This is a genomic window from Mesorhizobium sp. 113-3-3 (genome assembly GCF_016756495.1).
GTDB lineage: Bacteria > Pseudomonadota > Alphaproteobacteria > Rhizobiales > Rhizobiaceae > Mesorhizobium.
Map to the genome: position 1 here is coordinate 6,459,756 of NZ_AP023243.1, position 26,067 is coordinate 6,485,822.

A 26,067-nucleotide genomic window follows, 5' to 3' on the forward strand; every position below is an offset into this window, starting at 1 on the left:
TTCGCCAATGCGCGTGTAGTGTGCATCGGACGGGCCACCAATTCGCTATACTAGGATTTGCACTACTATCTTTCCGTTAGCGTCGGGCCGGTTAGGCACGGCAGGTCTAGATAGATCGCTTGGCTGACGATTAGCTGACGGAGAGTTTCAGAACCGTCCCGGGTTTGGCGAAGGCCATTTGGTTTGAGTCACGCGGCTATGGCTGGCTCTTGCAGCATGGCGTAGTATGGCACCGTAAAGTTAACCACGGCTGATGAAGATGTGCGAACATGGGCCATGTCAGAAGTTGCTCGTGATCCGCTTTATCGTCGCCACCGCTTTCCCGCCGAGATCATTGCGCACGCGGTATGGCTCTACTTTCGCTTTCCGCTCAGCCTGCGCATGGACATGTTGGCGGCCCGCGGCATCATCGTCACGCATCAGACCATTCGAAGCTGGGCGGAGAAATTCGGGCGGCATTTCGCCCGGGAGATCAAGCGACGGTCAGCCGGCTGCCTGGGCGACAAATGGCATCTCGACGAATGTGTGGTGGCCATCAATGGCAAGAAGCAGTGGCTCTGGCGTGCCGTCGATCAGGACGGCTTGGTCCTCGAAGTGCTGGTGCAAAGCCGCCGAAATGCCAAGGCGGCAAAGCGTCTGATGCGCAAGTTGCTGAAGGCTCAAGGGCGGACACCACGAGTCATGATCACCGACAAGCTCCGGTCCTATGATGCCGCCAGGCGCGACCTCATGCCCGGTGTCGAACACCGGTCGCACAAAGGCCTCAATAATCGAGCGGAAAATTCGCACCAGCCGACCCGACGACGCGAAAGGACCATGAAACGCTTCAAGTCGGCACGCCAGCTTCAGCGGTTCGTTTCCATCCATGATCCGATTGCCAACCTGTTCCACTTTCCCCGCAATACGCTGTCATCGGCTCAACATCGAGACCTGCGTAACGCCGCCATGCAAATCTGGAACAAAATCGCGTGTCTCGCCGCAGCGTGACAGCCGTCCCGGCCAGCTATCGCTGCATCAATCCGCTGATAACTTTACAGTGCCGAAGCAACCCCCGTTTGCTTAACAGCTGCAAAGTCTAAGGGCGGGCCGCTCCTCAGACCACGGTCATAACGTCTAGTGCACCACATCGCGGATTTGGAAAAACTTTCGGGTGATGCAGGCGTGCTGTCGGGTCGTCAGGTTGTCGGGCAGTACCCAAAACCCTAGAGCAGCATGCTCGATGCCGGCCATCGCGAGAAATCAGCCACACCTGCGATCCAGGCCACTGCCGCTCTGCCAGGGGTTTCCCAGATTGCGCCTCTGTCTACTAAGCTGGTTGGAATCCACAAAATGCCGATGTTACGCCGGCCCATTTCGCATATCGGCCCGGTCGCTCAACAAGGACTTACAGAACGCCGGGGTGAGCTTGCCGCGGTGGATTGCGTTGTCGTAACCCTTCTTAGCCCGGGAGGTCTGCCACTGCCGATTATGGCCGCGCTGTTCATTGGACTTGACGTGGCAAGCGGCGAACTCGGCGCTGTCCAGCGTTGCCAACTGCTGCGCATATATCTTTCGTGTCGTGTGGATGTGCACCCACATTGGACTCGGTAGTGTACGGTTGCTCAGCGCCTTGGGCTGCAGCCTAATCTCGAACAGATTGCTCGGCTCTGGGTTCAACGCGCACGGGGGATCTGCAGGCGTCAACTCCCGGGCCGACCGCAACTGCTCAAGGTGGTTTTGCGAGGGAAATGGGTACCTCTTCATGCAATCCATGATCATATCAGGCTTTTGTTCGTCCCAAGCTTTAGCCAATCCCCGCACATTGGCCAACATGTCCCTGAACTGAACCGTTAGTCGGTGCACGTCGTCCATCTTTCCCTCCTTGGAGAGACGAGACGCCTCCAACGCTGGGAGGCAGGGCTCCATCTCGACAGCCTGCGTTTGCAGGCGCTGGACCACGAGGCCGACGGCGTGTTCGACGTCCTCGGGCTTCCCGGAGCGCGCTCGGGAGATCAAACTTTGCTGAGCAGGCAAATCGAACTTCAAAAGTTCGGTCGACCGTGCGACTAGTGACTTCGTGTTTTCCCCCGTCGTTGGATTTTGCAAGATCGCCAAGCGTGCTGCCGCGGACGACGCACTGTTCTGCGCCTCCTCTGCACTCACGAGCTTCTTCGTACCTAAATCCGTGCGTACGAGCACCTTGGCTGCTGGCGCAGGGTCGCTGACGGCCGCAGCGACTTGCGGCTCCGGCCGCCCGGCCGCCGAACTCCCGGCGCCAGCGGCCTGCTTGCTCTTGTCTTTTCCTTTTTTTCTGGGCGCTGTAGTGCTTTCGGCCACCATAGTCTTGCCGGCAGTTCCAGTCGGCATCGCAGCGGCAGCGTCGGCCGTCAGGTCAGGGGCTGGCGGCTTCGGCTGCAGTGCGAGGAGGTCCGTAACCTCGTCCGAAGCGATCCAGGCGTCGTCCACGATCCGGGTCAACAGTTCCAATGGGAGGCCAGCACCTGCTTGGTGATCCCTTAGCCTGTCAACCACGGAGTGCGAGGCCGACGCAAAATCCGCAAGCCGCTCCACAACTCCTTCCAGAACGGCGCAGTGTTCCGCGTCGAGCGGGCGCCCTTCCTTCCTCAGTACAGCTTCGGCCGTCGAGACGAATGCCGGAAAAACCTCGCCGATGAAGTTACCCAGCAGACGCGTTTGCCCGTTGTCACCGATGAGGAGTTCCCTGATGGGTGCTTCGAGCATGATCGCCTGCGGGGCCATGTTGACCTGCGCGAGATTGATCCGCGATTGCAGCTGCATTATCTTTGAATTGACAACCCAGCCCGAGTGCAGCCGCAGCGCGGCCTCTTCTTCCCGCCGCATCTCGGCTGTTGAGCTTGGTAAGTCGGCTGTCGCGACGCAGACGGCCCGCATCAATTCGTGGCGCTGTACTTTCTTGTCCCAACGCTCCACGCAGGCCACGGGATACTTCGCCATACTGGGAGCCGATCGGCTCAGCTGGTCGAGGGTGGCATTGGATTTGACCAAGTTGTGGAGAATGTCCTCCATCCGCTTCCGGTTCTGTTCCTCCTTCTTGAAGATCGTATGGGCCAGCTCGTTGGCACTGTCCGCCCGATGAATCACGTCGGCGCGGTAGTGACGCACATCATCGTCGGACAGAGTGCTGCGCGCCTCATCCTTGGGCAGGCTCGCGTAGCATTCCAGAAGTTCTGCGCCCGCATTAGCGAGCTGATCAAGCTCGTCTCGGAAGCCCTCCATCGGTTTTCCGCTATGCAGGCTCTTCTCTTCGAGAACTTGGATTTCGTCAATCAGCGAGCACATTCGTCGCTTTGTCTCGTTGATGACTTCGCCTGACGAGGAACTGGGGACTGTCACACCCGAAGTTGACGGCTGGCTGGCGACCGGCGCCAGGGCTTCACCATCCGACGTTGAGGAAACACTGCGCCTCCGCGAACCGGCCGCACGTGGCCCGGCGGCTGCACGTGGCGCAGCCGCCGGGATTCGATGTGGGGGAACGGAAGGGCCTGAAGATTTGCCGCCAAGGTCATCATGGGCACCTCGCGCAGCGCCAGCCGAGGGTGAACCTTTACCTCCCTCAGAGCGCATCCGCTCCAGGACGGAACCGAACCCTTGGCTGCCTTCCCCGGAGGCAAGACCTGATTGCGAGCGCGAACTGCTCGATCCGGCTCCAGCATCTCCAATGCGCGATTTTCCAGATCGGCCAATGCCCGTCATTTTTTCATCTCCGATATAGACGAGAACGCGCTGTCTGTGGATTGGGGCTGATGTGTCAGCCGTAGTGCATCAGGGCTCTGGCGGGTAAGTGCAATCGCCCAGATGACAGGTGGCATGACGTCTGAGAACCAGCGGCATGTTTTCGTCAGTCGTCATGGCCAGCCCGGATCGACCCTGCCGCGCCGGTCCAGCCTGAACCCAATGCAAAACACACGAAGACCTGTCGATCTCCACGATAGGAGGCCGCGAAACTAGCGAGTACGGGCGTGCCGGCGCTGGAGACGAACTCGCATTGAGACCAGGCGGCGCCATGTGCGCAAGTGCTTGCCAAAGCCGTCGCTGCCCTTTGACCGTACCGGGTCGTTAGCTTGGTTGGAGCTTTCGGATGAGCCACTTTTCCGACCGTACATGGCATTCGTTCCCTTTTTGGCGGAAGTCTTTAATATGATTTTGAGTTGTTAGGTCTCTCTCGAAGAGAGCTACTCGAACGAGCTGACGGTGAGCTGACGCGCTGTAAGCTAGTTCCGGCGGGGCGATGCACATACTGCGTTCGCTTTTTCTCTCGGGGGCCGTCGAATTCCCTCGCCTTCGGCACTCGCGCAGCGCATCACGGATCGGAATTAACTTTCGGATGATGCGGGCGTGCTGTCGGGAATGCCGCCCTGTCGACTGTTGCGCACGATGATGATGGCGGGCGCAACCATCGACCTACTGGCCGGCCAAGCGTTTCTCGTGGCGGGTTTCCAAATCGAGACAAGAACCGCGCGTCATCACCGATCAGCGGCCAAGCGCGATCCGCGCTCGCCCGGGCTGCGTAACCTGACCAACTCCGCCCGGCCGAACGCTGATCGCTCCTTGTAGTCTCGGACGGTGAAGGCCGGCGAGGCCCCGGCGCTGATCCATGCCTGGTCGGCCCCACGCGGAAGGGGCACCTGTAGAGGCCAGAGCAGCACTGCGCCGCATAGGGTCCAATGCCCTCTGGCAGGTCGGGCACCGCTTCGCCATTGAGATGGAAGTCGGAGGCGCCCGCAGAGAAGCTCAAGACCTGGCGCGAAGTTGTTGGGCCGGTGTTTCGCGGCACCTGGCCACTTGACGCCGAACTCCAAACGCCGAGGGCCAACTTCAAGTTGGTTCAGATGCTACGGGCCACGGGAGACGCGTTTCCAGAGGCGGTCGACGATGTGATTCCCCTAATCACGCAAGAGCCTGCGGTCAGGGGCACAACCGTGTTCTCTTTAAGAGACGCCGATCCGGCACTCTACAAACTGGCCCCTAGTCTTACTGTGTCGTAAGTTTCGTTAACGACTGATTGCGAGAATGGCGATTCGTGCTTCATATGGAGGGAGCGATGGATCTCCAGGACGGAATCGAAACGAGTGAATCGCGTTTTGCGGCCTATGTCGAGACGCTGGCCTCGGTATTGGGTCATGCTGACCGGGTGGCGCCGCTGAAGGCCTATTGCACCGGGCTGCTTTTGCCGCGCGAGCGCAAAAGCGTCGAGCCGATGGCGGCACGGGTGGAGCCTGGGCGTGTCCAGGCGGCGCACAGTCGCTGCATCATTTCGTAGCGAAGGCGGATTGGTCGGATGATGCCGTGCTGAGCCGCGTGCGGGAACAGGTGCTGCCAGCGCTTGAGCGTCAGGGGCAGATCCGTGCTTGGATCGTCGACGACACCGGCTTTCCCAAGAAAGGCAAGCATTCGGTTGGGGTTGCACGGCAGTATTGCGGGCAGCTCGGCAAGCAGGACAACTGCCAGGTCGCGGTCTCTCTGTCGGTTGCCACCGAGCAGGCGAGCCTGCCGGTCGCCTATCAGCTCTATCTGCCGGAAGGCTGGGCCAACGACCCTGACCGGCGCGCCAAGGCAGGTGTGCCGGAGGATGTCATCTTCCGCACCAAGCCCGAAATCGCCCTCGCGCAGATTCGGGCGGCGCTGGAGGCCGGCGTCTCACGGGGCGTGGTGCTGGCCGATGCCGGTTACGGCAACGACACCGCCTTCCGCACCGGGCTGACAAAGGTGGGCTTGACCTATGTCGTCGGGGTCCAGTCCTCGATCCGCCTGTGGTCGCCCGGCACGCAACCATTGCCGCCGAAGCCGTGGAGCGGACGCGGACCCCGCCCTCGCGCGTTCGGCGGCAGGCTGAACATGCGCCGGTCTCAGCCAAGGAACTGGCGCAAGCGCTGCCCGAGGACGCCTGGCACATGGTTACTTGGCGCGAGGGCTCCAAGGCGTCGCTTGCCTCACGCTTTGCCGCCGTGCGGGTTCGGCCGGCCCATCGCGACTACTGGCGCTCCGTCCCCCACGCTGAGGAATGGTTCCTGATCGAATGGCCGGACGGTGAAGTCGAGCCAACTAAGTACTGGCTCTCGACCTTGCCTGGAAAGACCAGGCTTGCCGACCTCGTCGATCAGGCCAAGATGCGATGGCGGATCGAGCGGGACTATCAGGAACTCAAGCAGGGGTGCTGTCACATTGATTTTGGCTTAACGGTTTGACGATAAGTCAGGTTGGCATGGTCGAAGCATGCGCCACCTACAAGAACCATCGCTTCCCGATCGAAATCGTTGCTCATGCCGTCTGGCTTTATTACCGGTTCGGGCTGAGCCTGCGCGATGTTGAAGAAATGCTGCTGGAGCGGGGGATCGTCGTCTCCTACGAGACCATCCGCCGCTGGGGAAAGAAGCACAGTCCCGATTATGCACGTCGCCTGCGCCGCAAGGCGCCATCGAAAGACGATGTCTGGCATCTTGATGAGGTAGCCGGGCACCGTAAAGTTAACCGACGGCTGATGAAGATGTGCGAACATGGGCCATATCAGAAGTTGCTCGTGATCCGCTTTATCGTTGCCACCGCTTTCCCGCCGAGATCATTGCGCACGCGGTATGGCTCTACTTTCGCTTTCCGCTCAGCCTGCGCATGGACATGTTGGCGGCCCGCGGCATCATCGTCACGCATCAGACCATTCGAAGCTGGGCGGAGAAATTCGGGCGGCATTTCGCCCGGGAGATCAAGCGACGGTCAGCCGGCTGCCTGGGCGACAAATGGCATCTCGACGAATGTGTGGTGGCCATCAATGGCAAGAAGCAGTGGCTCTGGCGTGCCGTCGATCAGGACGGCTTGGTCCTCGAAGTGCTGGTGCAAAGCCGCCGAAATGCCAAGGCGGCAAAGCGTCTGATGCGCAAGTTGCTGAAGGCTCAAGGGCGGACACCACGAGTCATGATCACCGACAAGCTCCGGTCCTATGATGCCGCCAGGCGCGACCTCATGCCCGGTGTCGAACACCGGTCGCACAAAGGCCTCAATAATCGAGCGGAAAATTCGCACCAGCCGACCCGACGACGCGAAAGGACCATGAAACGCTTCAAGTCGGCACGCCAGCTTCAGCGGTTCGTTTCCATCCATGATCCGATTGCCAACCTGTTCCACTTTCCCCGCAATACGCTGTCATCGGCTCAACATCGAGACCTGCGTAACGCCGCCATGCAAATCTGGAACAAAATCGCGTGTCTCGCCGCAGCGTGACAGCCGTCCCGGCCAGCTATCGCTGCATCAATCCGCTGATAACTTTACAGTGCCCGAAGCCTTCCGACCATGAGGCGAATGGAGGCCAGCTTGAGGAAGGCGAGCGCCCTGGTGCGATTCGAAATTGAATTTGTCTTCCTCAGCCCCTTTTGGAACTCCGGCCCCTGGAATGGCCGCCACCGGCGTAGAGCTTGAACAGGAAGGGATCGAGTCCGAACAGCTTCGCCATCACCATCACGCCGCCATCGCAGTCCTGGATGTCGGCGGCATGAACGAGGGCGTGCATCAGGAGACCTTGGTATTGACGAGAATATGCCGCTTCTTGCCTTTGATCTTCTTGCCCGCATCGCGCTGCCCAAAGTCGGGCTCCCGCTGGAGCGCGTCAACCTGGAAGCGTGCTCGCTGACGGCCTGGCCTCACGACGGATTGCGCGCCGAAGGCCAGCCGGTGCATGTCAAGAGCTGGCAATGCCGGCTCTGGCGTTCTCTCCTCGTTCACCGCCACCCGGTGCTGAACGAAATGCGCAGCATCGAGAATATGGTCCGGACGATCCTGCGGGAGGCCTGTATCAACTGGGCACGCGGTCGCGAACCACCATCGCCGGTCGTGTGCAGGAGCTGGCCGGCGCTGACGCCGAGGTGCTGGAAATAACCGGTCGCTGACCAAGGTGTGTCGGGCGGTGCATGTGCACAGCTAGCGCGACCGCGCCAACGCACTCAGGTCCGGACTTCCTTTAAAACGCAAGCGACAGGTCGAGATTGTGCTGCACCATCTGATTCCCAGGCTCTGTCTCGAGAGCTTGCCGATACAGCACCTGTGCCGCGTCATGCCGCCCCTCAAGGTCCAAGATCACTCCCTTCGCGTTCAATGCGCGCAAATTTCCTGGGGCTGCAACCAAGAGCCTGTCCAGTACCTGAAGCGCCTCATGCGGACGCTTCTGCGCGACCAAAGCATTCGTAAGACGGATCGCCGCATCGACATTGTCTGGGTGCTGCGTCAACTCATCCCGCAGAGCCCGCTCTTGTGCATCCTGGCCGACCGCGCTCAAAATGCGTTCTCGCATAGCCGGGTCGATTTGGTTGGCGTTGAGCAGCTCTGGGGATGACGTCTCCCTCACTGAAAGAGCAGGCTTGTCCAAGCTGGCGCAACCGCCGAGAGGCAGCATGGCGAGTACAGAGAAGAAAAGTGAGTTCCTAAATGCTCGGCCGTCTGTATTCTGGTGTGAATTCATGCTTGGTTTCCAATTATCATAGAGTGCTATCACGTTCATTCGATGGCAAACGGATTGGGTTTACTCTGACAGCCCACTGATCAATCCATGCGGGAATTTGACGGACCCGGCGGGTTTAACTGTAAAGTCGGAGGCGATATCTTGATAAGACAGCACGGCAACATCGATCCCGTTTCTGGTGAAAAAGCCGCGGACGAAGCGTCGGATGTCCGTTGAGGTTAAAACGACAGGGCGGGTCTGACCCGGTGCTGTGTTCGAAAGGATCTGACGTACCTGTGACAGCAGCGCTTCGCTTTGCCGGTCCTCTAGTACGAGGTGGGGTCCTGCAGCCGAATCTCGAACTGCATTGCGCATCACATCCTCACTCTGGCGTTCGACGACCAAGGCGGGCACGATGCCCTCTGTGTTGGCATAGCGGTGACAGATCTGACGCTTCAAACCAGAACGAATATATTCCGTGAGCAGGGCAACGTTTGGCTCACGTTCGCTCCATTCCGCCAATCCTTCTAAGAGAAGGCGGGTGTGGCGGATCGGGATTCCTTCATCCAGGAGCCGGCGCAGCACATCCGCAATCCGAGGTATTGGCGTCGTGCGCAGCACCTCCTTGACCAGATCAGAATAGTCCTTCTCCATTCGGCCTATCAATTGTCGGGTCTCTTGAATACCGATCAATCGGGGTGCGAAACGGGTCAACGCTGTATGGAGGCGCAAGGCGAGGAATTCGCCAGGACCGTAATGTGTGATGCCGGCACTCTTGAGAGCCGGTGCATGGCTTTGGTCGGCCACGAGTCTGTCCGTTTTTGGATCACGCCGATACGGGATACCGCTCGATTCGATGTTCGCCACATCGTCTTTGAGCATCAGCTGGCTCGGATCAAACACACCCTGTTCAACTGGCACCCCCTCGATATCTATTCGAAACTGAGACTCCAGCAACTGCTGGTCGACAGTGACAGGGATGGGGGGAACGACAATGCCAAGATCGGCTGAAAGTAGTTGCGAAACGCGTGCAATCTCCTGCTGCAATTCGACTTGTTCAATCGCATGCATCAGGTCTGGCGCAAGGAAGAAAGCGATCGGACATTCCTGCGCGGGCGCGGTTTGTTTTTGAGTGTCCCCTGCACTTGTGGTATCGACAACATCGCCCTTCACAAAGCTTATCGCGGCGAAGATTGCGGCCAACACCAAAAAGACGGGCAGGGGGAAGCCAGGAACGAACCCCATCAAAACCAGGACGCAAGCTGCGACCCGCACTGGTCGCTTGCTGGCAGTGATCTGATTCACTATTTCGGTACCAAGGTTGACCCTCGCCGCCCCCGTGACACGAGTGACGACGGTCGCCGCTGTAATTGATAGCAGCAGGGCCGGAATCTGCGATATCAATGCATCGCCTATCGTTAGCAGAGTATAGTGATGCAGCACATCGCCGAAGGACATGCCCTTCGAGAGCAGGCCGATCGATATCCCACCCAGCATGTTGATGAAGATAACCACCAGTCCGGCGATGGAATCGCCCTTCACAAACTTCATCGCGCCATCCATCGCGCCGTAAAGTTGGCTTTCCTTCTCCAATGCGGCGCGTCGCCTGCGGGATTCGTTGGCATCGATGTGGCCGTTGCGTAGCTCTGCGTCGACCGCCATTTGCTTACCCGGCAGAGCGTCGAGCGTGAAGCGCGCCGCCACTTCGGCCACGCGTTCGGCGCCCTTCGCGAGGACCATGAATTGTACCATGGTGACGACCAGAAATATGACGAAACCGACCACGATATTGCCCGAGATCACGAAATCGCCGAACGTATGGATGATGGCGCCTGCCTCCCCCTCGGCCAGGATCAGGCGCGTCGTTGCGACGGTGAGCGCCAGGCGGAACACCGTGGAAAGCAAAATGATGCCGGGCAAAGAGGAAAGATCAAGTGGAGTACTGACATACAGGGCAACCATCATCAGCAGGATGGCCAGTCCCATATTGAATCCTATCAGCGCGTCGACCACCACGATCGGGATAGGCATGACCATCATAGCGATAGCCAGAAGCAGCATCAACGCGACCATCAGGTCCGGGTTGGCCGGCGAACGGTTGATGAACTTACGCAGGACGTTGGCCATCTAGGCCCCTTTACGATCGCTTGAGAATTATTCTGCTGCTACGCAGTGAAGCGTAGCATTCGAAGTCCGAGGGCCAAGTCCCTCATTGGGCAGCCCGCGAGCAGCAGGCTGTGGCATGAGAGCCCGAATGCGCGAAGCTGGGTGGTCAGCAAGTTTTCACTCTGTCCAGGTTTGTTGTGGTAGTGGGCGCGGCAGAATGGTAGCTGACCACGCAATTCTGCTTGATAGGGCCTGCGGACTAATACGGGAGAGCAGCAAGGCGGCCATTACGGCTCAGCAGCACACGACCGTCCTCGATCCTGTCGACCGTCCATCCATCATCCAGAACGGCGCCAACAAAATACTTCTCACCACCTATGACAAGATACGGTTGCGGGCCACGCCAAACGGCTTCAACTGCGATTGCGGATGGCGCCTTTTCGTCTTTTATGAGCACTCCATTGACCAGTGTCAGGGCGCCCTTGGTGCGATGATCGAACCACTGCTGGAGCTTCCGCCAACTGATGACCGATTCAGACGTGACGGTACCCTCCGCCGTCACAGTGTCCTTTGCCGAGCCGACCTTAACATTGAGTAGGCCCGCTCTATCGACTTCCTCCTGCAGCTCTTTAGCCGCTGCCTCCGCAATCTGGTCGTCGGCGCGGTGGTTGGTCCGCTTCGACTCATGATCGGCACTGGGTGAATTGGGTCTCGATGCACCACCGTCCCCATTATAGGAAAAAAAGGCTGAGAGCATACCGACCGCTAGAGAGCTGACTATCACCGTGGCCAGAACACGCATCGAGAGGCGTGGTATGCCTATCGGACCACTTGTCACTTCATCCTGCACGGACCAGAGAATGGACATCTCGCCTGCGAGAACGACGACAGGAAGTGGCACCACAACGCACTCGCCCGCGGCGATATTCCGCTTACCCTTGATGCTGAGTCCGGCCGCAAGCGCCTCGACCTCGATCGAGTTGCCAAGGAGCGTTATACGAAAATGATGCGGTGCCAATCCTTGCTCGACGAAGATCATATCGGCGTCTAAGCCGCAGCCGATTAAGCTCGTTTCGAGAGCAGTCTTACCCGTCAGCCCGCAATAGAGCCCCGACAGAACTTCGAAATCAAGAGAAACGGCGTCATTCAAGGATGTTCTCCCGAACAAGAGAGAAGCCGCACGGCAATTGCCGTGCGGCTCATTTCGGTTCCACATCGCGCCACCTGGCGACGCGATCGGGAACCCCTGCTTCCGAACCTACTGAACGCGCTCGTCGGCCGCTTTCTTGATTGTGTTGAGGTTGGTCGTAACGGTGCGCAGCTGTATACTCCTAGCCGTAGCCTCCAAGCTAGCCGCCGTTAGATCCGCGATTTGCGCCTCGAAAGCGGCTTTCCCCGCGACTCTGGTACCTACGTCTGTAGCCACCGAAGTCCCAGTGCCAGCCGCACTGGTGCCAGTACCTGCTTTACTCATAACGTTTTCCTTCTGTTCAAACCGCGCCCGTCAGCACGGCACACACATCCTGACGCAGACCATCCACGTCAGGCATCCTCTTCAGTTTCTGCAATAGCCTCGTCGGCATCAGCCATGGCATCGTTCAAAATAGTTAGCGCAACGGAGTGGAGAACCGTGTCGAACGCTTCGGCTAGAGCTTGCTGATCATCCCCAGAGATAGTCTGACCGTCCACAGGATCTTTCCCGCCAACCGGCTTGTTTGGGTCATTGTTCCCGCTACCCGGTTTGTTAGGGTCATCATTCCCGCTACCCGGCTTGTCAGGTTGCTCTGGTTGGCTTTTCGGATCTCCATGCCCCCTGCGAGCTAAGGAAATGTTGCCAAATCCACTCCCAATTGCTGCGGCCATCAAGTACTCCTGCATGCGTTCCATTGGCGCCGACGCCTAAAGATAATCTCATCAGGCTACGAGCAGGAGCTTTCGAGAACCTGACGAGTCTGGACAAAAAGCGGGCTACCGGAAAATAATGATCGAGCAGGGTTCGGCCTCCTGCAAAGTGGTGAAAAGTGGGTACTGCGCTTCTGCCAAAGGAATAGCGCCTGACAGGAGGCCTGACATTCTTCGAACGTAGCGGTAAATTCCGAGGCTTCGTTGCTGCGACATCATCATTTCCCAACTTTCCCACGGTGGCGGGCTGAGGGCGCGGGAGGCGAACTCCCGAGCCCCGCCTTGCCCGGACCGTCTTCTGCTACCGACCTGCGCCAAAGCGAGCGGCAGCCTCGACGGCGCAATTGCACTTCCCGGCGATCTCACTAACATCCGGCAAACGCTGCTGATGACGCCCGCCGTGCTGTCAAATTGAGGAGAAAGGTCGTTCCCATTCATCGCGGGCCGGAAAAGTGCGAACTTGGTCGTGTGACCTGGGTGCGGTGATGCGCTCCCGCGTTCAGCTGCTGCTCCTCCTTTTTGCACCGAGGGAGCTCAGGCTCGCCGCCGAATCCAGCGAGATCCAAGGGCGTGGCTCCCCGGCGGATTGTGCGTTAATTCAGCCGATCAGAGCTCGGAAAACCGCAGAGGCAGCTCGGGTCAGCACGGCCGGCGTCTGTCCGCTCCAAAGCTCTGCATGCCACATGCGCCGCCGCGCTTGCCGACCACAAATGACAAACCGCTCAGCGGCAGCTTAAGTGGTCTCCGTGAAATGGCGCGGATCGGCGTGAGCAACCAAATCATGCGTTCAACGTCTTGCATGAAACCCGCCGACTCCCACGAATTTTTCAGGCTAGGAATGTTACACATAAAGGCCTCACGGAAGACCGCACTCCGATCACGTCCAAAATGGCACTAGCCCTCTTGTGTTACGGGGCGGCCACAGAGGCCCCAGGGCTAGGCCAATCCTGCGGCGAAGAGTGCTCTCGCCACGGGCTCGAAATATTGCATGGGAATGGGTCTGCCCAGTTGCGTTTTGCCGATGAGCTGATGCGCTAGGACATCGTTGTCGACAATTTCAAGACGTAGCGCTCGCGCCTCGCTAAGCAGGTGTGAAGCCCGCTCGCCATCGGCGCGGCAAACCAGGACGGGCACCCCGGTTTCACCGCGGACGTAACGCAGACCGATCAGTATCGCCGTTCCTTTGAAGATCAGCGTGGCGTGATGCACACCGAGGGGAGGTTCGTCAGCTGACTCGTCACGAATGCGACGTCGTTCACTCTTCAACTCTGGCGCCCCTTGCTGATCCTTCAGCTCGCGCGTGACTTCAGTCTTGGTCATCCTCATTTCGCGCAGAAACAACGCACGCTGCACCAGGAGATCGATCAGGCCAGCGGCCAGAAGTGCGCCGGCGCCAATTCCGATCAGCAGTTTTGCCCCCGTAACGACAAGGCCCAAACAGCCCATGCCGCAGAACGGCAGATAGACCATCGTCTTCCACATGCCGAGAAGGCAAAAGGAAAAGGTTGCGCCGAGAACGAATACTTTAAACAGCGTCTTCCCGAGTTCGACCATCGAACGCGCAGACGCCAAGCGCTTCAGCCCTTGAAAAGGATTAATTTTATCGAAGTTGGGCGTCATTGGCTCGAGAGAGAAAACAAATCCACCATTGGCTAATATGCTTGCCAAAAGCACCGCCGCGACAAGCGTTCCAAGCAGCGGGCCAACAGTTGCCAAGGTGAGTTCGGCAAGCACAACCAGCGCCTGCCGGACCGCGAAGTCAAATGGCAGGTTCTGCAGCTTGTCGACAAATAGTAGCGCTTCGCGGCATTTGTCTTCGATCGCGCTGCCTCTTAGCCAAAGGTATCCGAGACCAGCGCAAGTGCCGACCGCGCGAACGAAATCGGAGCTATGTGGCAGCTGCCCTTTTTTGCGTGCATCGTTTAGCTTTTTGGGGGTGGCGGCGTGTGTCTTCTCTTCGCTCGAGTCGCTCATTTCAGCAATCTATCGAACCACTCGAGCGCGCCATTCGCTTGTGTGATCTCCAGTTTCATACCCTCTACGAGATAGCCAGCGTATGTAACCATGAGAATCGGAAAGACAAGATTCTTGATCGCCGGGGACAGTTGGGTCAATTTGAATTGCGGCGCAAAGCGACGCAGTAGCATAAAGGATACATCAATCAGCGTCATAAAGAACACGACGGGCCCTGACACCAATAACGCCGTGCGCATAATCTGGTCGAGGAGCCCTAACACCTCCATTGCTCCTTGCGTGCTCAATGTAGGATAAAACTTATACACGGGCCAGATCAAATAGCTGCCATAAAGGGCGCCGATCAACGTTTCCAGCCCCCCTGATGCGACGAAGATGGCAATCGCAGTGATCCCGAGAAAGACTCCCATGGCGGAAGCCTGACTATTCGTCGCGGGGTCGGTCGGGGCGGACGGGTTGGTGACGCCGCGTTGGTTGTCGATAAACTCACCGGCCGCCTGAAGTCCCCATAAGGGAATGCCAAGGAAGGTGCCAAGTAGTGCGCCGACAAGAACTTCCTTCAATCCGAGCAGAGCTACCTCAATCAGACGTGTTTCAGGATCCAGCGCCTGCAACGCGTCGCTGACATGTGCCAGACATGGTAATCCGAAGCCGACAGCCAGGCAGCCGCGGATCAGGCCATCGGTCTGAGAACGTGTAAATACCGGTAGGATCATCATAATGCCTATCGCGCGCGCTGCGCCAAGACCGGCTGCTACGACGAGTTCGATAGCCGTATGCATGAGGATCTGAATCTCGGCCGGTGACGCATACATGGCGGAGACTAGTAGCTAAGTGTCATGGCGGGAAACTCGGTAAAGATCTGGTCGGTTAGCTCTATCAGCGGGGCGCTCAGCACAGGAGCAAACAAACCAATAACCGCGACAACAACCAGAAGCTTGACGGTTAGTGGCAAACTTTCATCCTGGATCTGTGTTGCCGCCTGGATGATGCCAATGACCAAGCCAACGACCACCGATGCAATGAGCGGCGGCAGAATCCAGATCATGAATACCACCAACGATTGGCTCATAAGAGTGACAATACTGGATTCAGCTATAATCAACCTCCCGGTATCGTGTAACTCAACACAAGCCCGTGCATCAATTTCGACCAGCCATCAATAGCGACGAACACGAAGAGTTTGAAAGGGACAGATATAAGCGTCGGGGATACCATAGACATGCCCATCGCCATCAAAATTGTCGTCACAATAAGATCAATAACGATGAAAGGAAGATAAAGAAGAAATCCGATCTCAAACGCGCGCTTTAGCTCTGAAATTAGAAAAGATGGAACCAGAATGGACAAATCATCAACTGTGGCTTTGGCACGCATTTCCGCTGGCCAGACTTTTTCGGTAGACGAGAGGAAAAACTGTCGCTGCTCCTCATTTGTGAACTTCTTAAGATGATCACGCAGGGGCTCGCTCCCGGATTTGGCGGCGCTTACCCAGTCGTCGAACGTCTGATAATGTAGCTTCGGATCGGTCATCCGATCATAGGTCTGTTCAACAACGGGCGCGCTAAGAAACATGGTGAGGATCAATGCGACAGCGTACAGCGCTATGTTAGGTGGTATCGTCTGAGTCCCGAGCGCATTGCGCACGAGGAAAAGAACAACCGATACCTTTACAAAGGCCGTGGTCGTGACGACCACTAAAACCAGCAGACCCAGTCCGGCGGTAACTGCGAGAAGCGCCAGGATTGGCGGCTGGAGCTCAGTCATTGCATCCCAACCGGCCACGGAGCCTGATGCCCAGCGTATCTCCAATGCGCACGATGTCGCCACGCCCGATACACTGACCGTTGGCAAGTATATCGACCGGATCCTGAATCGGCCGTCCAAGTTCGAAAATATGCCCTTCGCCGGCACTTCTTAATTCCCCTAGAGGAATAGGCCAGCGACCGCATTCAAAGACAAGCATGATCTCGACATCGTCGAGATCCTCCGTCGGCCCTAGTTGCGATCCAAGTTGTGTCATATGCGCATTCTCCAAAGAATAGGAACGCGGGCGGAAAGGCCCGTGCAGGACTAGCTGGTCGCCCTCAAGATCGGCGCTGGCCCACAACTGGCCCAAAGATAGGGCGATCTCGCCCCGGCCGAACGGCGCCAGGTCCGGCAACAGAGCATCACCGGCACATGCTTTTCGAAGAATCGCCGCAGGAACGTGCAGCGTGCCGATCTCTCCTGCAACCACGATCGGGAGGTCTGAAAGTAATCCGCGCGGCTGTCGCGGTAACTGGCCAAACAGTTCGCCCAGAGCACGAAACGCAGACGGCACCAAGCCATCGAGAGGCGAGAACAGGAACAGACGACCCTTGCCACTGACCGGGCCGAAGTCGATATCCAGTTCGAGATAAGGAGCCAGTGTCGCGGCTTCAAACACGCGCACGAGCTGCACGTTCAGCTGAGTCCTATACTCCAGTCGAGCAATAAGTGGCTCAAGTGCAAGTTCAACAATGAGTGAAGCCGTTGGCTCGGAAGGGAAAGTCAGCCCATTCTGCACTGTTGCGATGAGCCCCTCTACGAGCGACCGCGATATCGACAGCACGACCGTCTCAGCTCCGACCCTACAAATGCAGTCGAGCATTGGAATGGCGGCAAAATTCTCCTGCCAGACAAGCCCTGCCACACGCACCGACAGTGGCACGTCGTTGATCCGGGTCTGAAACGGTCCGCGCGAAGCCGCAGTGTCATTGAGCCACGAGGCGACCTCGTGGGACAGTGTCAGCGCTGGTTCCAATAGAGGGGGGCTCACCAAAGCGGCTGCCAAAAAGCTGCACCGTTCTGTCATTCGGAGGACCTGCAGGTTATCGAATCCGTTTCGCGACCTGGGAAAGCGGTCCCCTGCCAAATCGAAGCAGTATCTCATCGTCGGCCTCGATCTCGCCTGCGGCCTCCGAACGGATCTCGACGGCGCGCCCGACGTCGTCCTCGATCTGGCGCCATTTGTGCGTAGCCGCCGAACATGCGACCCATAGGTCCCTCGTCTCGGACGCCGCTGTCTCCGCCTTTTCTTGGGCGATTCGCGCATTACCAAGCATCTGCCGTCGGCGTGTGATTTCAGTTGCAAGCCGCTCAACATGCAGGTGGTGCCGGTCAAGCGCGGCGTTAGACAAGTTTTCGAGAGTCATCAGCTCCTGGTAGAGCGCTGCTTCCGCCGTTGCGCAATGTTGTTGTGCCATGGCAAGCTCTCGGGAGGCATTCTGTGCGGCTAAGGTGGCCATACGGCGCTCGGCTTCCTTCTTGGACAGCTCACTAAGGGCACGACGCTCTTGCATTTCCTTCAAGACCCGTAACCTGGAAGCCTGAACATGATTTACGCGGTCAGACGCGACATCCATGCGACCGTTTCCTCAAACCCTGAGATCTCGTCTTCGCTCTGGCGCAAAAACTCCCTCAGTTCGTCTATTGACTCGACAGCCCGGTCCGTCAGGGGATCGCCGCCTTGCTTGTATTCTCCGACGTTGATCAAGAACTCGGTCTCGGCATGCCGGGAAAGGAGTTCACGAAAGAAGGATGCCGCCTTGCGATGTGTCCGCGAAACGACCGCATCCATCACGCGGCTGCGACTCTGTAGTACATCGATAGCGGGGAAATGCGATCGCGCCGCAATAGCGCGCGAGAGCACGACATGGCCATCGAGAATGCCGCGCGACTCTTCAGCGATTGGATCCCCTGTGCCATCGCCTTCTACAAGCACGGTATAGAACGCCGTGATTGAGCCACGCTCACTCATGCCGGCGCGCTCAAGCAGGCCTGGCAGCATGCTGAAAACGGAAGGAGGGAAGCCCCGTCGCGTCGGCGGCTCGCCCGCAGCAAGGCCTATTTCACGCATGGCGCGGCAGAAGCGTGTCAGCGAGTCCAGCATGAGAGCAACGCGTAGCCCTTGTTCGCGAAAATATTCCGCGAGCGCTGTCGCCATCGGAGCACATTGCGCCCGCTCAACAGCCGAGCGGTCGGACGTTTCAACAACAACGACGGCACGGCGAAGGCCCTCTTCCCCGAGATGCCTCTCGATGAATTCACGAACTTCACGTCCTCGTTCGCCTATCAATGCGACTATGACAACGTCAGCGGCGGCACCTTTTACGATCTGTGACAATAAGGTCGACTTGCCACCACCTGGCTCGCCGTAAATCCCGATCCGCTGGCCCTCGCCGCACGTCAGGAGACCATCCAGAACACGCACCCCAAGGGGCAAGGGCCGTTCAATCATGCGCCTTGTCATTGGATTTGGAGCTCTGCCGTGCAGCGGCCGAGTTTCTGTGGTCTCGATTTGGCCTTTGCCGTCCAATGGACGGCAGCGACTGTCAATCACCCGGCCAAGTAAATCGTTGCCGACGGGTACTTCACGCATTCGTCCAGTGGCCACGACTTCCGCGCGGCTGGAGAGGCCGACCAGGTCGCCGATCGGCGTCAGCAATACGCCATCATCCAACAGGCCGATCACCTCAGCTTCCAGCGACAGTCCGGTTCGTGGGTCCTGTAGGAGGCAAAGTTCTCCAATACGAGTGTCTGGCAGGACGGCATGGACCAGTGTGCCGACAGCCCGCGTGATCCTGCCGCGCACGACGCGCGTGTCGATCCCCTTTGCCGTAGCTCTCAAAGACGAGATCGCCGGATCGACAGGGCAGATCGCATCGTCGTGATTATGTTCTGATACCTGCGTTGTCACAGTTCGCCTTTTTCAGAAAGCGACCCGAAGCCGAGACGCAACGCGCGCATCTGCGCATCAAGCCCCAGATCGACATTGCCGTACTCGCTCCACAGCACGCAGCGTCGCGGCGATAACGTCGGATCCGGTTTGATCCGAACCCTTGGCCGACCATCCTGGCCGTCCCATCCCGCAAACTCTCGCGCAAGCATGTCCACTTGCGTCGGATACACATGGAGGCAGACTTCCGCGCCGCTGTATTGGCGCTCAATGGCGTGGCGAACAGCCATGACCAACAGTTCGCCCGGATCGAACGCTCCTAGAAGCTCGCTTAGTATCTCAAGCACGAGCTGCGGCAATTGCTGCTCCAGAACCGCCTTTCGTCGTGCGACTTCGGCAACCGCCTGCGAAATCAGCGCCGCCATTTCCTCCGCGCCTGCATTCAGGCCCTCGGTATGGCCGCGCGCCAACTCACGCTGATACGCCGCGCGTGCCCAACTGCGTACGTGCTGCTGATGCCGTTCTGCGGCGGCACACGCTTTTGCGGCATTATCCCAGATTTCGAGCTCGCTCGCCGGTATCAGTGGCCCCAATGGGCGCATCTGCGGCGCTGCCGGCGCCACGGAAATATCGGCTGTCATATCGGCGGGTTCTCCGCCTCAAAATGGCGTACCACAAGCGACAACAACTGGCCTGCGGCGTTCCCGTGCTTAGGCTCTGGATTGTCGGCGGCGGTTCCTACAGGCAAGCGTAGGAGCACGCGGTTGCGCTCCATCACTGGACTGTGATGGAGCCAGGCACCAAGACAGGCGTGTCCATCGTGTTCAATTTGGTGCGCGAGTTTTCCCGGATCCGCGATCAATCTGTCCGCAATGGAATGCGCCAGATGTCGGATTCCAAACGCATGGGCATCAGCGCCGATACGTTGAATGAGCACTGTGAGGTCAGGCTGAGAGACAAGCTTAAGCAGCGATCGGGCATGCCATGCACTACCTGCAAGGAGGGCAGCCCGAAGCGGATCATTACCGCGCAGAAGGTCCAGCCCCCGCTCAACATCATTCGACTTCGAATCATTGTCGAGTAACAATTCTGTTAGTCTTCGCTGCAGTCTGGGACACTTCTGCAACTGAGCCAACGTAGCAGCCGATAACGCCGGATCAAGACGCGCGCCAAGACGGGTAGGATGGGCCGAAGCAGCAAGCTCGCTCCGACCCAAGGAAGGCAATTGGAACGAACCATCAGGTTGGGCGGTCAGTATCGGCATTGGCATTGACATGTCACTGAGGCGCTATCGCCGGTGTCTTTTTGCGAATGGCATCGAGTGCGGAAACACCCGACCGCCGCTCGAGCTTGGGAACTTCGCCCGCTGACTGCTTGCGCCGGCGGCTAAGACCGGTGACTAAGAGATAGCACGCCACTGCGAACACAGCTGCGGCAATACCGGTTAAGCTGGCCAAAAGTGGCGCTGGAACGGGCCTGGACGCTTGGGCCAAAACAGTCGCCGGCACGGACCGTTGCTCAGGCGCGGAACGCTCCACCGACACCAAAACCACTTCGACCTTGTCGTAGGACAACCCTTCGATGCTGTCGGCCACGAGCATCTTTATCTTCGGCAGCAGAACCGAGAGATCTGCTTTGGCGTCGTGCCTGATAAAGACCGAAGCCGAGGATGGCGTGGCGCCTGCTCGCAAAAGGTCGTTATGCGGCAGAACTACGTGGACACGTACAGAGAATACGCCATCGATATCGCTGATCGTGCGGGACAACTCTTCGCTGAGCGCATAAACATAACGGGCACGTTCCTCGGTCGGCGAGGCAATGAGGCCTGATCCTTGGAAAATCTCTCCGAGGTTCTTGAATGACTGGCGCGGCAATCCCTTGCCATTCAGGAGGTCGATTGAGTAAGCGAGCAGCTTTTCGTCAACCTGGACCGTGCTAGTCCCATCCTTGGCAGCGACCCGAACCGCATCAACTCCGTTGTCCATCAGAAGGGCGAGCATTTCATTCGCCTCGCGCTCCTGCAGTTGCGTGTAGAGATCCACCTTGCAACCGCCGAGGGCCACGAGGAGTGGCAGCACGATAAGGCGAAGTGACCTCCGACCGCACGTGCCAGGCATGATTTCCTGGGCTAAGCCAATCATGTGCGCGGTTCAGCCTTCCTTTAGAAGTTTATTTACAGATGAGGTGATGCCGCTGACACCTTTGGAAACAAGCGCAACCTGAGTGACGCCATTGTACATATCCCGCAGACCAGCAATCATTGTTTCGAAATCATGCCGTCCTTGCGGAACGCCTGACGTTCCGGTTCCCGCATCACCTTCGGCAGGAAGCTTCTGCGGCCTAGGTAGAGCGCCCTTGAAAAGGCCTACCTGCTGGTCGAGCGCAGCCGAATTAACAGCACGGTCTGGGTACATCGCAGAAATCGTCTGCAACACGCGGTCCCCCAAGGGACTCATCTGCGTAGCCGCGCGTTGAAGAGCCATCGCCGGAGGAACTGGCACCCTCGATGGCGCCGATGCGGCATCGTTTTTCAGCGAGTCGGCCGCGTGCGCCAAAGCGCGCTCAAACTGGGCTTGCTCGCTGAACGACGGTGACCCGGCCCTGGCCAGACAGTCCGTTAAAGTGGCAGTGATCGACGTGATAGGGATCATCATGAAAGACCCGATAGCTTCCTCTTTGACCGGAGCGAACTCGGCCCTTCGTCATTCGTTATCAGGTCAACGTCTAGGTGGCCGAGCTGACGACAAGCTGACTGACGGAGCCTGGTTAGTATCTAGAGGATATGCTGGCGCCTAAGTCACTTGTGCAAATTTCAGACTCTAGTGTATCAGTGCGCAATGTTGAGAGCGCTCATCCGATCCGTCCGCCCACACGTTTTGAGACTTCTGTGTGCCGGTTTTTTTCTCTCCGCCGGAACCAACGGAACTCTCGGCGTCCCCTTATCCCTCTCCAAGACGCCGTACAGATATACGGTTCTCGATCAGGATATTTCTGAGGCGCTGCAGCAATTCGGCAACAACCTTAATATCCGAGTCAACATTAGCGCCGAGGTGAAGGGGCGGATCCGCGGGAGTATGCCGGATTTGCCACCGCGCGAGTTCCTCGACCGTTTGGCCAATATGTACGGTCTCCAATGGTATTATGATGGGCTTGTCCTCTACGTGTCAGCCGCAAAAGAATCACAAACCCGCATGCTTGTGCTGACTTCGATCCGCTTCGATACGTTTAAGGGTGCCCTAGACAAGCTTGAGATCTCCGATGACCGCTACGTCGTGAGACCCGCGCCGGGAGATGGCCTCGTTTTGGTTTCCGGTCCGCCGCGCTTCACCGCGCTCGTGGAGCAGACTTTCAATGGTCTTGTCGCAGAGGCACAGGGGCAGCCGCGCGTCCATGAAACGCCGACAAGCGAATCGGTCCTGACATTGTTTCGGGGTTCCTCCACCATGGTCGTCCGCAACGGATTGCCTGAAGCCGCTTATTCGTCCGACGTGCCGCAGCAGGATGGCGTTGGCGGGAAGCCAGAGCCACGCCAAAAATGATATCTGCGGTCGCAGCTTCGGGACAAAACAACACCGCGGCCACCCCAAATTGTGAATTCCTCTGAACTCGTCAGTTTACCGAAAGCTAAACCGCTCATGGTGGCAACCGCCAGCTTCAGCGATATCTTCGGTCATTGTGCTGGTATTGCACATGGATCTGGCGTGGGGGATTGCAATTTCATTTTTGAGGAGACACAATGTCCGTCAATAATAATACAAGCAACGTTTTCAGTAGCCAGGATATTCTCCAGTACAGCAGCCTGAATCTGACATCTTCGTTGGAAAAGGCGCAGCAAAACGCATCGTCATTCGAGGCGATGCTCTCCCTTCACCTGCACGAAGACGACGCCAGCCCCTTCCCGTCGATGAAGGAATTGTGCCGGAACACATCGGAGTCGCTGTTGCCCGATGTCGCATCCTCGTTGGAAGAATTGCGCAAGAACCCATTGGATCTGCTGCCGCCAAGCATGAGGGCAGCCATCGAAGCAACGGATCAAGGCCCGCAGCCTGCGGTCGCCCTCCCTCCCATTGCGCAAGCGCCTATAAAAAGCGAGAGAATTACGTGGAACGGCGGCTCACTGTCCCAAGCCGAGTTGCAGATTGTCGCAGTGCTGAACCGTCACAAGGACCTATGCCCGCTTAGTTGGCAATCGCTGACGGATAAAGCCAATGATCCCTCTACGCCACCGGATCTGAAAGCGGCGATTGAGGGATTGCAGCAGGATCCAGAGCTTTTTTATGCGATCGGCTCGCAGGGCGATGGCCGCTGTGGCGGTAAGATCACGGCCAAGGATTTGTCCGAGTTCTCTCGCCATCACTCACAAGTTGCCGCATTTCAGGGCCAGCAGGCGCAAAGCTACGCGCAGAACTACATCCCATCCGATAGTACTGGAAGTGCGCAGCCGTCGGTTATGACCTTGAACGATGCGATGCGCGAGCTTTACCGGTACTCCGAAAACCTGCCCAAGAACCTGAGTCTGACTTATTTCAAGCAGATCGTCGACGGCGACGCGAAAACTGGCAAATGTCCGCCACAGGTCATTGCGGCGGCTCAGTACTTTGTCAGTCACCCGAATGAATGGAAGCGGTTGTACGGTGGCTCGATAGACAAAGTCCATAAAGAGGATTTTCTCCAAGTCGCTTCATCTTCGATGAGCCTCACGCAAACCGAGCTGAATACCCTTAAGACGATCAACAGCAACCAGCAAAAATTCTTTGGGAGCGGTGTCCTGACTCGTGACAAGCTCGCAAGCATGGCGCAAGACAAGAGCCTAGATCCGAGAGTAAAGCAGGCGGCATCGCAGCTGTTATCGGATCATCTGCTCTTCGGTCTTCTAAACAATTCGATTACGGGCTACAAGACCCACAATTCGTTCTTCGATTTCGGCGGCGGACACACGGTTGATTCCGGCAATATCAGCAACAAAGATTTTGGCCACTTCTACAACGGCATGTCGTCTGCAAACCGAGCCGTTCAGCAGCCAAAGACCCATGCGCCCGAAACTGCTGCGGAACAGGACGCCGTCTCGGACATGATGACGGGCCGGGCGGACCAGCCTGATACCAAGTCGGCCAAAAAGAACGGCGGGGCCTTCATCCACACAGTCGACGACGTGCTCAAGGTGTACTCGACAGTGGCTGATTGGGCTGCGACGGCGGTGGGTCTGTTGAGCTTCATTCCGGTCGTGGGCCAAGTGGCCGATGCCGTGTCGATGACGCTCGCGTTCGAGGCGCAAGCGGCAAATCTTGTCCGCACAGCCATTACCGGAGGCAATATGAAGCAGGCGCTGCTAGACGCTGGCATCAATATCGGAGCGCAGGCGCTCAGCCTTGTCGCGGGTCCCGAGGTCAAGCTTGCGATTCGCAACGGGCTGGTGAAGACGGCGTTGGAAGAGGCCGCCGCGGCCGGGATCGATCTGCCGATTTCCATGGCGAAAAGCTATGCAGAAGACTATTTGTCCAACCTGCAAGCATGCCTTCCGGCCGACACTATGCAAGCGGCCGGCCTCCTCAGCCCGATGGTGCCAATACTCCAGAAAGTGGCCTGACAACAAATGTGCGACTTCCTTCGCACGCTTCACTAGCCTATCAATCACCTTGTGGGGAACCTTTGCCTTTCCGCAAGGCGATTTGGCAGGCGTGCCTTGAGGATCGTGGTTAGGTCGCAGCAGGCCCGGGCTTAATCCGCTCATCCTTCGGCCTTGAGGTCGTTTTCACACTTAGCCTGAGAGGAGAAGGTGAAAACTGAGAACGGCTAGAAAAAACCGATATTGTTGAAAAAGTCCGCGTCGCGGTCGCCCGTGGCGCTTTCGTAGGATGGCGTTCCGCGGAGACCCCAAAATTGAATCCTGATTCCATGCAATGCGCCGGGTTGGAACTGGATTCTAATATCGGTGGGGACTTTGCGGTGCGCCGGACTTTTTCAACAGTATCAACCCAGAGCGGTCGTGCTGGCCAGTTGGCGCAGCGCCCGTCCCCCACTGCTTCTCCGGTGGTCATAGGGACCACCGGGCCGCAACATGGGCCGGTGGAGCGCAGCGACACAGCCGCCAGCTTTGTCGACACGACCGCCAAGATCAAGCTCGCTTGGCCACTTGAGCCACGCCGCCGTCGCGTGACGTGCGCCTTTAACCTCGCAAATGAAGAACGCCGCTCAGCGAGGCAACGTCATGAGCGCAGCGCCACCGGGCACCCCGGAGAGGTGAGGGACACCCCTATCTTGTTCAGGTCACGGTCGTGTATTGTGACGGCCGCGCTCACCACCAGATCCGAAGCAACGGCAATGTTACAGACTGGAGGCGGCGCCGTGCTCTACCAAGCTAAAACATACGACCCATGTCATTGACCTTTGCCCGCCCCGAACGTCCTGTATGTGGCAACTGGTATGGCCGCACGCTCGCCATCGCTCGGCTCGACAGCCTGGTTGTCGAGCAAATCGCGCGGATCGTTGACCATTGCAGCTAGGTTACGTCGTGTCGAACAGCCAAGGGGCTTTTCGAAGGATTTGTCACTGAGTAAAGAATACGACGGACAGGCAGGTGGGCGGGCATGATACACAATTGCTTCTACTTGGACTGCGCCGCCATCGTGTTGGTCGAGCAAATGGATGTTGTAAGTGTCTATACCCATCTGCCTGGCCTGATGCACCACCTCTGCGCTGAGCCGGGACGAGCCCCAGATAAGGAGGTGAAGGGCATCGCGGCGGCCGCTACTGGTCCTGTCAAGGAAAACACGCAAACGCTGCCGTTCGGAAGCGCGGAGGCTCTTTAATATCAGCACGGTGGTCTCCGGCCGGATAAGGATTGGCGCAGGGGGCTCGACATAGATCGGCACAGTGCTTGTGCAGCCACTTGCGCTGGCTGTCAGGGCGACCAGGAGAACTTTGATCCGCAAAGTCATTCGAT

23 protein-coding genes and 3 pseudogenes are annotated in these 26,067 nt (G+C 58.1%); 9 read left to right on the forward strand and 17 right to left on the reverse strand.

What is annotated here, in order from left to right:
• The first annotated feature begins 276 nt into the window (after positions 1–276).
• Positions 277–987: an IS6 family transposase gene (locus JG746_RS31175; RefSeq protein ID WP_202323971.1), complete on the forward strand. Its 711-nt coding sequence runs from the start codon at positions 277–279 to the stop codon at positions 985–987.
• Between the two features lie 351 nt (positions 988–1,338).
• On the opposite strand, the gene JG746_RS31180 is transcribed toward JG746_RS31175, so the two are convergent.
• Positions 1,339–3,714, reverse strand: a complete 2,376-nt coding sequence (locus JG746_RS31180) for a hypothetical protein (RefSeq protein ID WP_446720274.1) — start codon at positions 3,712–3,714, stop codon at positions 1,339–1,341.
• A 1,348-nt stretch (positions 3,715–5,062) separates the two neighbouring features.
• Between JG746_RS31180 and JG746_RS37870 the strand changes: the two genes are divergently transcribed.
• The 4 genes and pseudogenes from JG746_RS37870 (at position 5,063) to JG746_RS31195 (ending at position 7,233) form a co-directional block, all read left to right on the forward strand.
• On the forward strand, positions 5,063–5,281 hold the full coding sequence (locus tag JG746_RS37870; RefSeq protein WP_446720275.1) for a transposase: 219 nt from the start codon (positions 5,063–5,065) through the stop codon (positions 5,279–5,281).
• The gene (locus JG746_RS31185) at positions 5,266–6,033 is read left to right on the forward strand and encodes an IS701 family transposase (protein WP_446720343.1); all 768 of its coding nucleotides are present in this window, start codon (positions 5,266–5,268) and stop codon (positions 6,031–6,033) included. The genes JG746_RS37870 and JG746_RS31185 overlap by 16 nt, the downstream gene beginning before the upstream one ends.
• Before the next feature lie 190 nt (positions 6,034–6,223).
• Positions 6,224–6,374: pseudogene (locus JG746_RS37875) on the forward strand (IS6 family transposase); the annotation flags it as partial.
• A gap of 148 nt (positions 6,375–6,522) precedes the next feature.
• On the forward strand, positions 6,523–7,233 hold the full coding sequence (locus JG746_RS31195) for an IS6 family transposase (RefSeq protein WP_202327575.1): 711 nt from the start codon (positions 6,523–6,525) through the stop codon (positions 7,231–7,233).
• Between the two features lie 134 nt (positions 7,234–7,367).
• Here JG746_RS31195 and JG746_RS31200 read toward each other — a convergent pair.
• Positions 7,368–7,581 (reverse strand): annotated as a pseudogene (locus JG746_RS31200) (transposase); the annotation flags it as partial.
• Between JG746_RS31200 and JG746_RS31205 the strand changes: the two are divergent.
• Positions 7,582–7,856, forward strand: a pseudogene (locus JG746_RS31205) (IS110 family transposase); the annotation flags it as partial.
• A 110-nt stretch (positions 7,857–7,966) separates the two neighbouring features.
• Here JG746_RS31205 and JG746_RS31210 read toward each other — a convergent pair.
• From JG746_RS31210 to sctL, 12 genes are all read right to left on the reverse strand, one after another.
• Positions 7,967–8,464 carry a tetratricopeptide repeat protein gene (locus tag JG746_RS31210; RefSeq protein ID WP_010913980.1) on the reverse strand — a complete coding sequence of 166 codons (498 nt, stop codon included), beginning with the start codon at positions 8,462–8,464 and terminating at the stop codon, positions 7,967–7,969.
• 60 nt (positions 8,465–8,524) lie between these two features.
• Positions 8,525–10,570 (reverse strand): type III secretion system export apparatus subunit SctV, encoded by a 2,046-nt coding sequence (sctV, locus tag JG746_RS31215; protein ID WP_010913979.1) that lies wholly within the window; start codon positions 10,568–10,570, stop codon positions 8,525–8,527.
• A 238-nt stretch (positions 10,571–10,808) separates the two neighbouring features.
• The gene (locus JG746_RS31220) at positions 10,809–11,699 is read right to left on the reverse strand and encodes a SctD/MshK family protein (RefSeq protein WP_010913978.1); all 891 of its coding nucleotides are present in this window, start codon (positions 11,697–11,699) and stop codon (positions 10,809–10,811) included.
• A 392-nt stretch (positions 11,700–12,091) separates the two neighbouring features.
• A complete protein-coding gene (locus JG746_RS31225) occupies positions 12,092–12,412 on the reverse strand; it encodes a hypothetical protein (protein ID WP_044551341.1) in 321 nt (106 codons plus the stop codon).
• Between the two features lie 975 nt (positions 12,413–13,387).
• Positions 13,388–14,425, reverse strand: coding sequence for an EscU/YscU/HrcU family type III secretion system export apparatus switch protein (locus JG746_RS31230; protein WP_010913977.1), 1,038 nt, complete (start codon positions 14,423–14,425; stop codon positions 13,388–13,390).
• Complete coding sequence (gene sctT, locus JG746_RS31235) at positions 14,422–15,240, reverse strand: type III secretion system export apparatus subunit SctT (protein ID WP_010913976.1); 819 nt, start codon at positions 15,238–15,240, stop codon at positions 14,422–14,424. The genes JG746_RS31230 and sctT overlap by 4 nt, the downstream gene beginning before the upstream one ends.
• 8 nt (positions 15,241–15,248) lie before the next feature.
• A complete protein-coding gene (locus JG746_RS31240) occupies positions 15,249–15,497 on the reverse strand; it encodes an EscS/YscS/HrcS family type III secretion system export apparatus protein (protein ID WP_010913975.1) in 249 nt (82 codons plus the stop codon).
• Between the two features lie 29 nt (positions 15,498–15,526).
• Positions 15,527–16,192 carry a type III secretion system export apparatus subunit SctR gene (gene sctR, locus JG746_RS31245; protein WP_010913974.1) on the reverse strand — a complete coding sequence of 222 codons (666 nt, stop codon included), beginning with the start codon at positions 16,190–16,192 and terminating at the stop codon, positions 15,527–15,529.
• Positions 16,185–17,261 carry a type III secretion system cytoplasmic ring protein SctQ gene (gene sctQ, locus JG746_RS31250; protein WP_096453933.1) on the reverse strand — a complete coding sequence of 359 codons (1,077 nt, stop codon included), beginning with the start codon at positions 17,259–17,261 and terminating at the stop codon, positions 16,185–16,187. Before sctQ ends, sctR begins: the two co-directional genes overlap by 8 nt.
• Before the next feature lie 16 nt (positions 17,262–17,277).
• Positions 17,278–17,811 carry a hypothetical protein gene (locus tag JG746_RS31255; RefSeq protein WP_202323973.1) on the reverse strand — a complete coding sequence of 178 codons (534 nt, stop codon included), beginning with the start codon at positions 17,809–17,811 and terminating at the stop codon, positions 17,278–17,280.
• The gene (gene sctN, locus JG746_RS31260) at positions 17,787–19,145 is read right to left on the reverse strand and encodes a type III secretion system ATPase SctN (RefSeq protein WP_096453929.1); all 1,359 of its coding nucleotides are present in this window, start codon (positions 19,143–19,145) and stop codon (positions 17,787–17,789) included. Before sctN ends, JG746_RS31255 begins: the two co-directional genes overlap by 25 nt.
• Positions 19,142–19,765, reverse strand: coding sequence for a type III secretion system stator protein SctL (gene sctL / locus JG746_RS31265; RefSeq protein WP_010913970.1), 624 nt, complete (start codon positions 19,763–19,765; stop codon positions 19,142–19,144). The genes sctN and sctL overlap by 4 nt, the downstream gene beginning before the upstream one ends.
• 170 nt (positions 19,766–19,935) lie before the next feature.
• Here sctL and JG746_RS37715 point away from each other — a divergent pair, with 170 nt between their 5' ends.
• Positions 19,936–20,208 (forward strand): hypothetical protein, encoded by a 273-nt coding sequence (locus JG746_RS37715; protein WP_157866081.1) that lies wholly within the window; start codon positions 19,936–19,938, stop codon positions 20,206–20,208.
• 193 nt (positions 20,209–20,401) lie between these two features.
• On the opposite strand, the gene sctJ is transcribed toward JG746_RS37715, so the two are convergent.
• Both sctJ and JG746_RS31280 read right to left on the reverse strand, forming a co-directional pair.
• Positions 20,402–21,265 carry a type III secretion system inner membrane ring lipoprotein SctJ gene (gene sctJ, locus JG746_RS31275; RefSeq protein WP_202323975.1) on the reverse strand — a complete coding sequence of 288 codons (864 nt, stop codon included), beginning with the start codon at positions 21,263–21,265 and terminating at the stop codon, positions 20,402–20,404.
• Positions 21,266–21,274: 9 nt separating this feature from the next.
• Positions 21,275–21,778, reverse strand: a complete 504-nt coding sequence (locus JG746_RS31280; protein WP_010913967.1) for a nodulation protein NolB — start codon at positions 21,776–21,778, stop codon at positions 21,275–21,277.
• 183 nt (positions 21,779–21,961) lie between these two features.
• On the opposite strand from JG746_RS31280, the gene JG746_RS31285 reads away from it, so the two are divergent.
• Both JG746_RS31285 and JG746_RS31290 read left to right on the forward strand, forming a co-directional pair.
• Positions 21,962–22,663: a hypothetical protein gene (locus JG746_RS31285; protein WP_063825847.1), complete on the forward strand. Its 702-nt coding sequence runs from the start codon at positions 21,962–21,964 to the stop codon at positions 22,661–22,663.
• 197 nt (positions 22,664–22,860) lie between these two features.
• Positions 22,861–24,711, forward strand: coding sequence for an HrpF/NolX family T3SS translocon protein (locus tag JG746_RS31290; RefSeq protein ID WP_202323976.1), 1,851 nt, complete (start codon positions 22,861–22,863; stop codon positions 24,709–24,711).
• A 790-nt stretch (positions 24,712–25,501) separates the two neighbouring features.
• Here the strand turns inward: JG746_RS31290 and JG746_RS31295 are convergent.
• Positions 25,502–26,062, reverse strand: coding sequence for a CpaD family pilus assembly lipoprotein (locus tag JG746_RS31295; RefSeq protein ID WP_010913964.1), 561 nt, complete (start codon positions 26,060–26,062; stop codon positions 25,502–25,504).
• Positions 26,063–26,067 lie beyond the last annotated feature (5 nt).

Bases quoted from the DNA above. Each gene is read 5' to 3' on its own strand.
- JG746_RS31210 (WP_010913980.1), bottom strand. From the start codon at position 8,464: ATGAATTCACACCAGAATACAGACGGCCGAGCATTTAGGAACTCACTT.
- JG746_RS31255 (WP_202323973.1), bottom strand. From the start codon at position 17,811: ATGGATGTCGCGTCTGACCGCGTAAATCATGTTCAGGCTTCCAGGTTA.
- JG746_RS31175 (WP_202323971.1), top strand. From the start codon at position 277: ATGTCAGAAGTTGCTCGTGATCCGCTTTATCGTCGCCACCGCTTTCCC.
- sctR (WP_010913974.1), bottom strand. From the start codon at position 16,192: ATGACTGAGCTCCAGCCGCCAATCCTGGCGCTTCTCGCAGTTACCGCC.
- JG746_RS31225 (WP_044551341.1), bottom strand. From the start codon at position 12,412: ATGGCCGCAGCAATTGGGAGTGGATTTGGCAACATTTCCTTAGCTCGC.
- sctT (WP_010913976.1), bottom strand. From the start codon at position 15,240: ATGTATGCGTCACCGGCCGAGATTCAGATCCTCATGCATACGGCTATC.
- sctL (WP_010913970.1), bottom strand. From the start codon at position 19,765: ATGACAGCCGATATTTCCGTGGCGCCGGCAGCGCCGCAGATGCGCCCA.
- JG746_RS31280 (WP_010913967.1), bottom strand. From the start codon at position 21,778: ATGATGATCCCTATCACGTCGATCACTGCCACTTTAACGGACTGTCTG.
- sctV (WP_010913979.1), bottom strand. From the start codon at position 10,570: ATGGCCAACGTCCTGCGTAAGTTCATCAACCGTTCGCCGGCCAACCCG.
- sctQ (WP_096453933.1), bottom strand. From the start codon at position 17,261: ATGACAGAACGGTGCAGCTTTTTGGCAGCCGCTTTGGTGAGCCCCCCT.
- sctJ (WP_202323975.1), bottom strand. From the start codon at position 21,265: ATGATTGGCTTAGCCCAGGAAATCATGCCTGGCACGTGCGGTCGGAGG.
- JG746_RS31180 (WP_446720274.1), bottom strand. From the start codon at position 3,714: ATGACGGGCATTGGCCGATCTGGAAAATCGCGCATTGGAGATGCTGGA.
- JG746_RS31230 (WP_010913977.1), bottom strand. From the start codon at position 14,425: ATGAGCGACTCGAGCGAAGAGAAGACACACGCCGCCACCCCCAAAAAG.
- JG746_RS31285 (WP_063825847.1), top strand. From the start codon at position 21,962: ATGTTGAGAGCGCTCATCCGATCCGTCCGCCCACACGTTTTGAGACTT.
- JG746_RS37870 (WP_446720275.1), top strand. From the start codon at position 5,063: ATGGATCTCCAGGACGGAATCGAAACGAGTGAATCGCGTTTTGCGGCC.
- JG746_RS31295 (WP_010913964.1), bottom strand. From the start codon at position 26,062: ATGACTTTGCGGATCAAAGTTCTCCTGGTCGCCCTGACAGCCAGCGCA.
- JG746_RS31240 (WP_010913975.1), bottom strand. From the start codon at position 15,497: ATGAGCCAATCGTTGGTGGTATTCATGATCTGGATTCTGCCGCCGCTC.
- JG746_RS31290 (WP_202323976.1), top strand. From the start codon at position 22,861: ATGTCCGTCAATAATAATACAAGCAACGTTTTCAGTAGCCAGGATATT.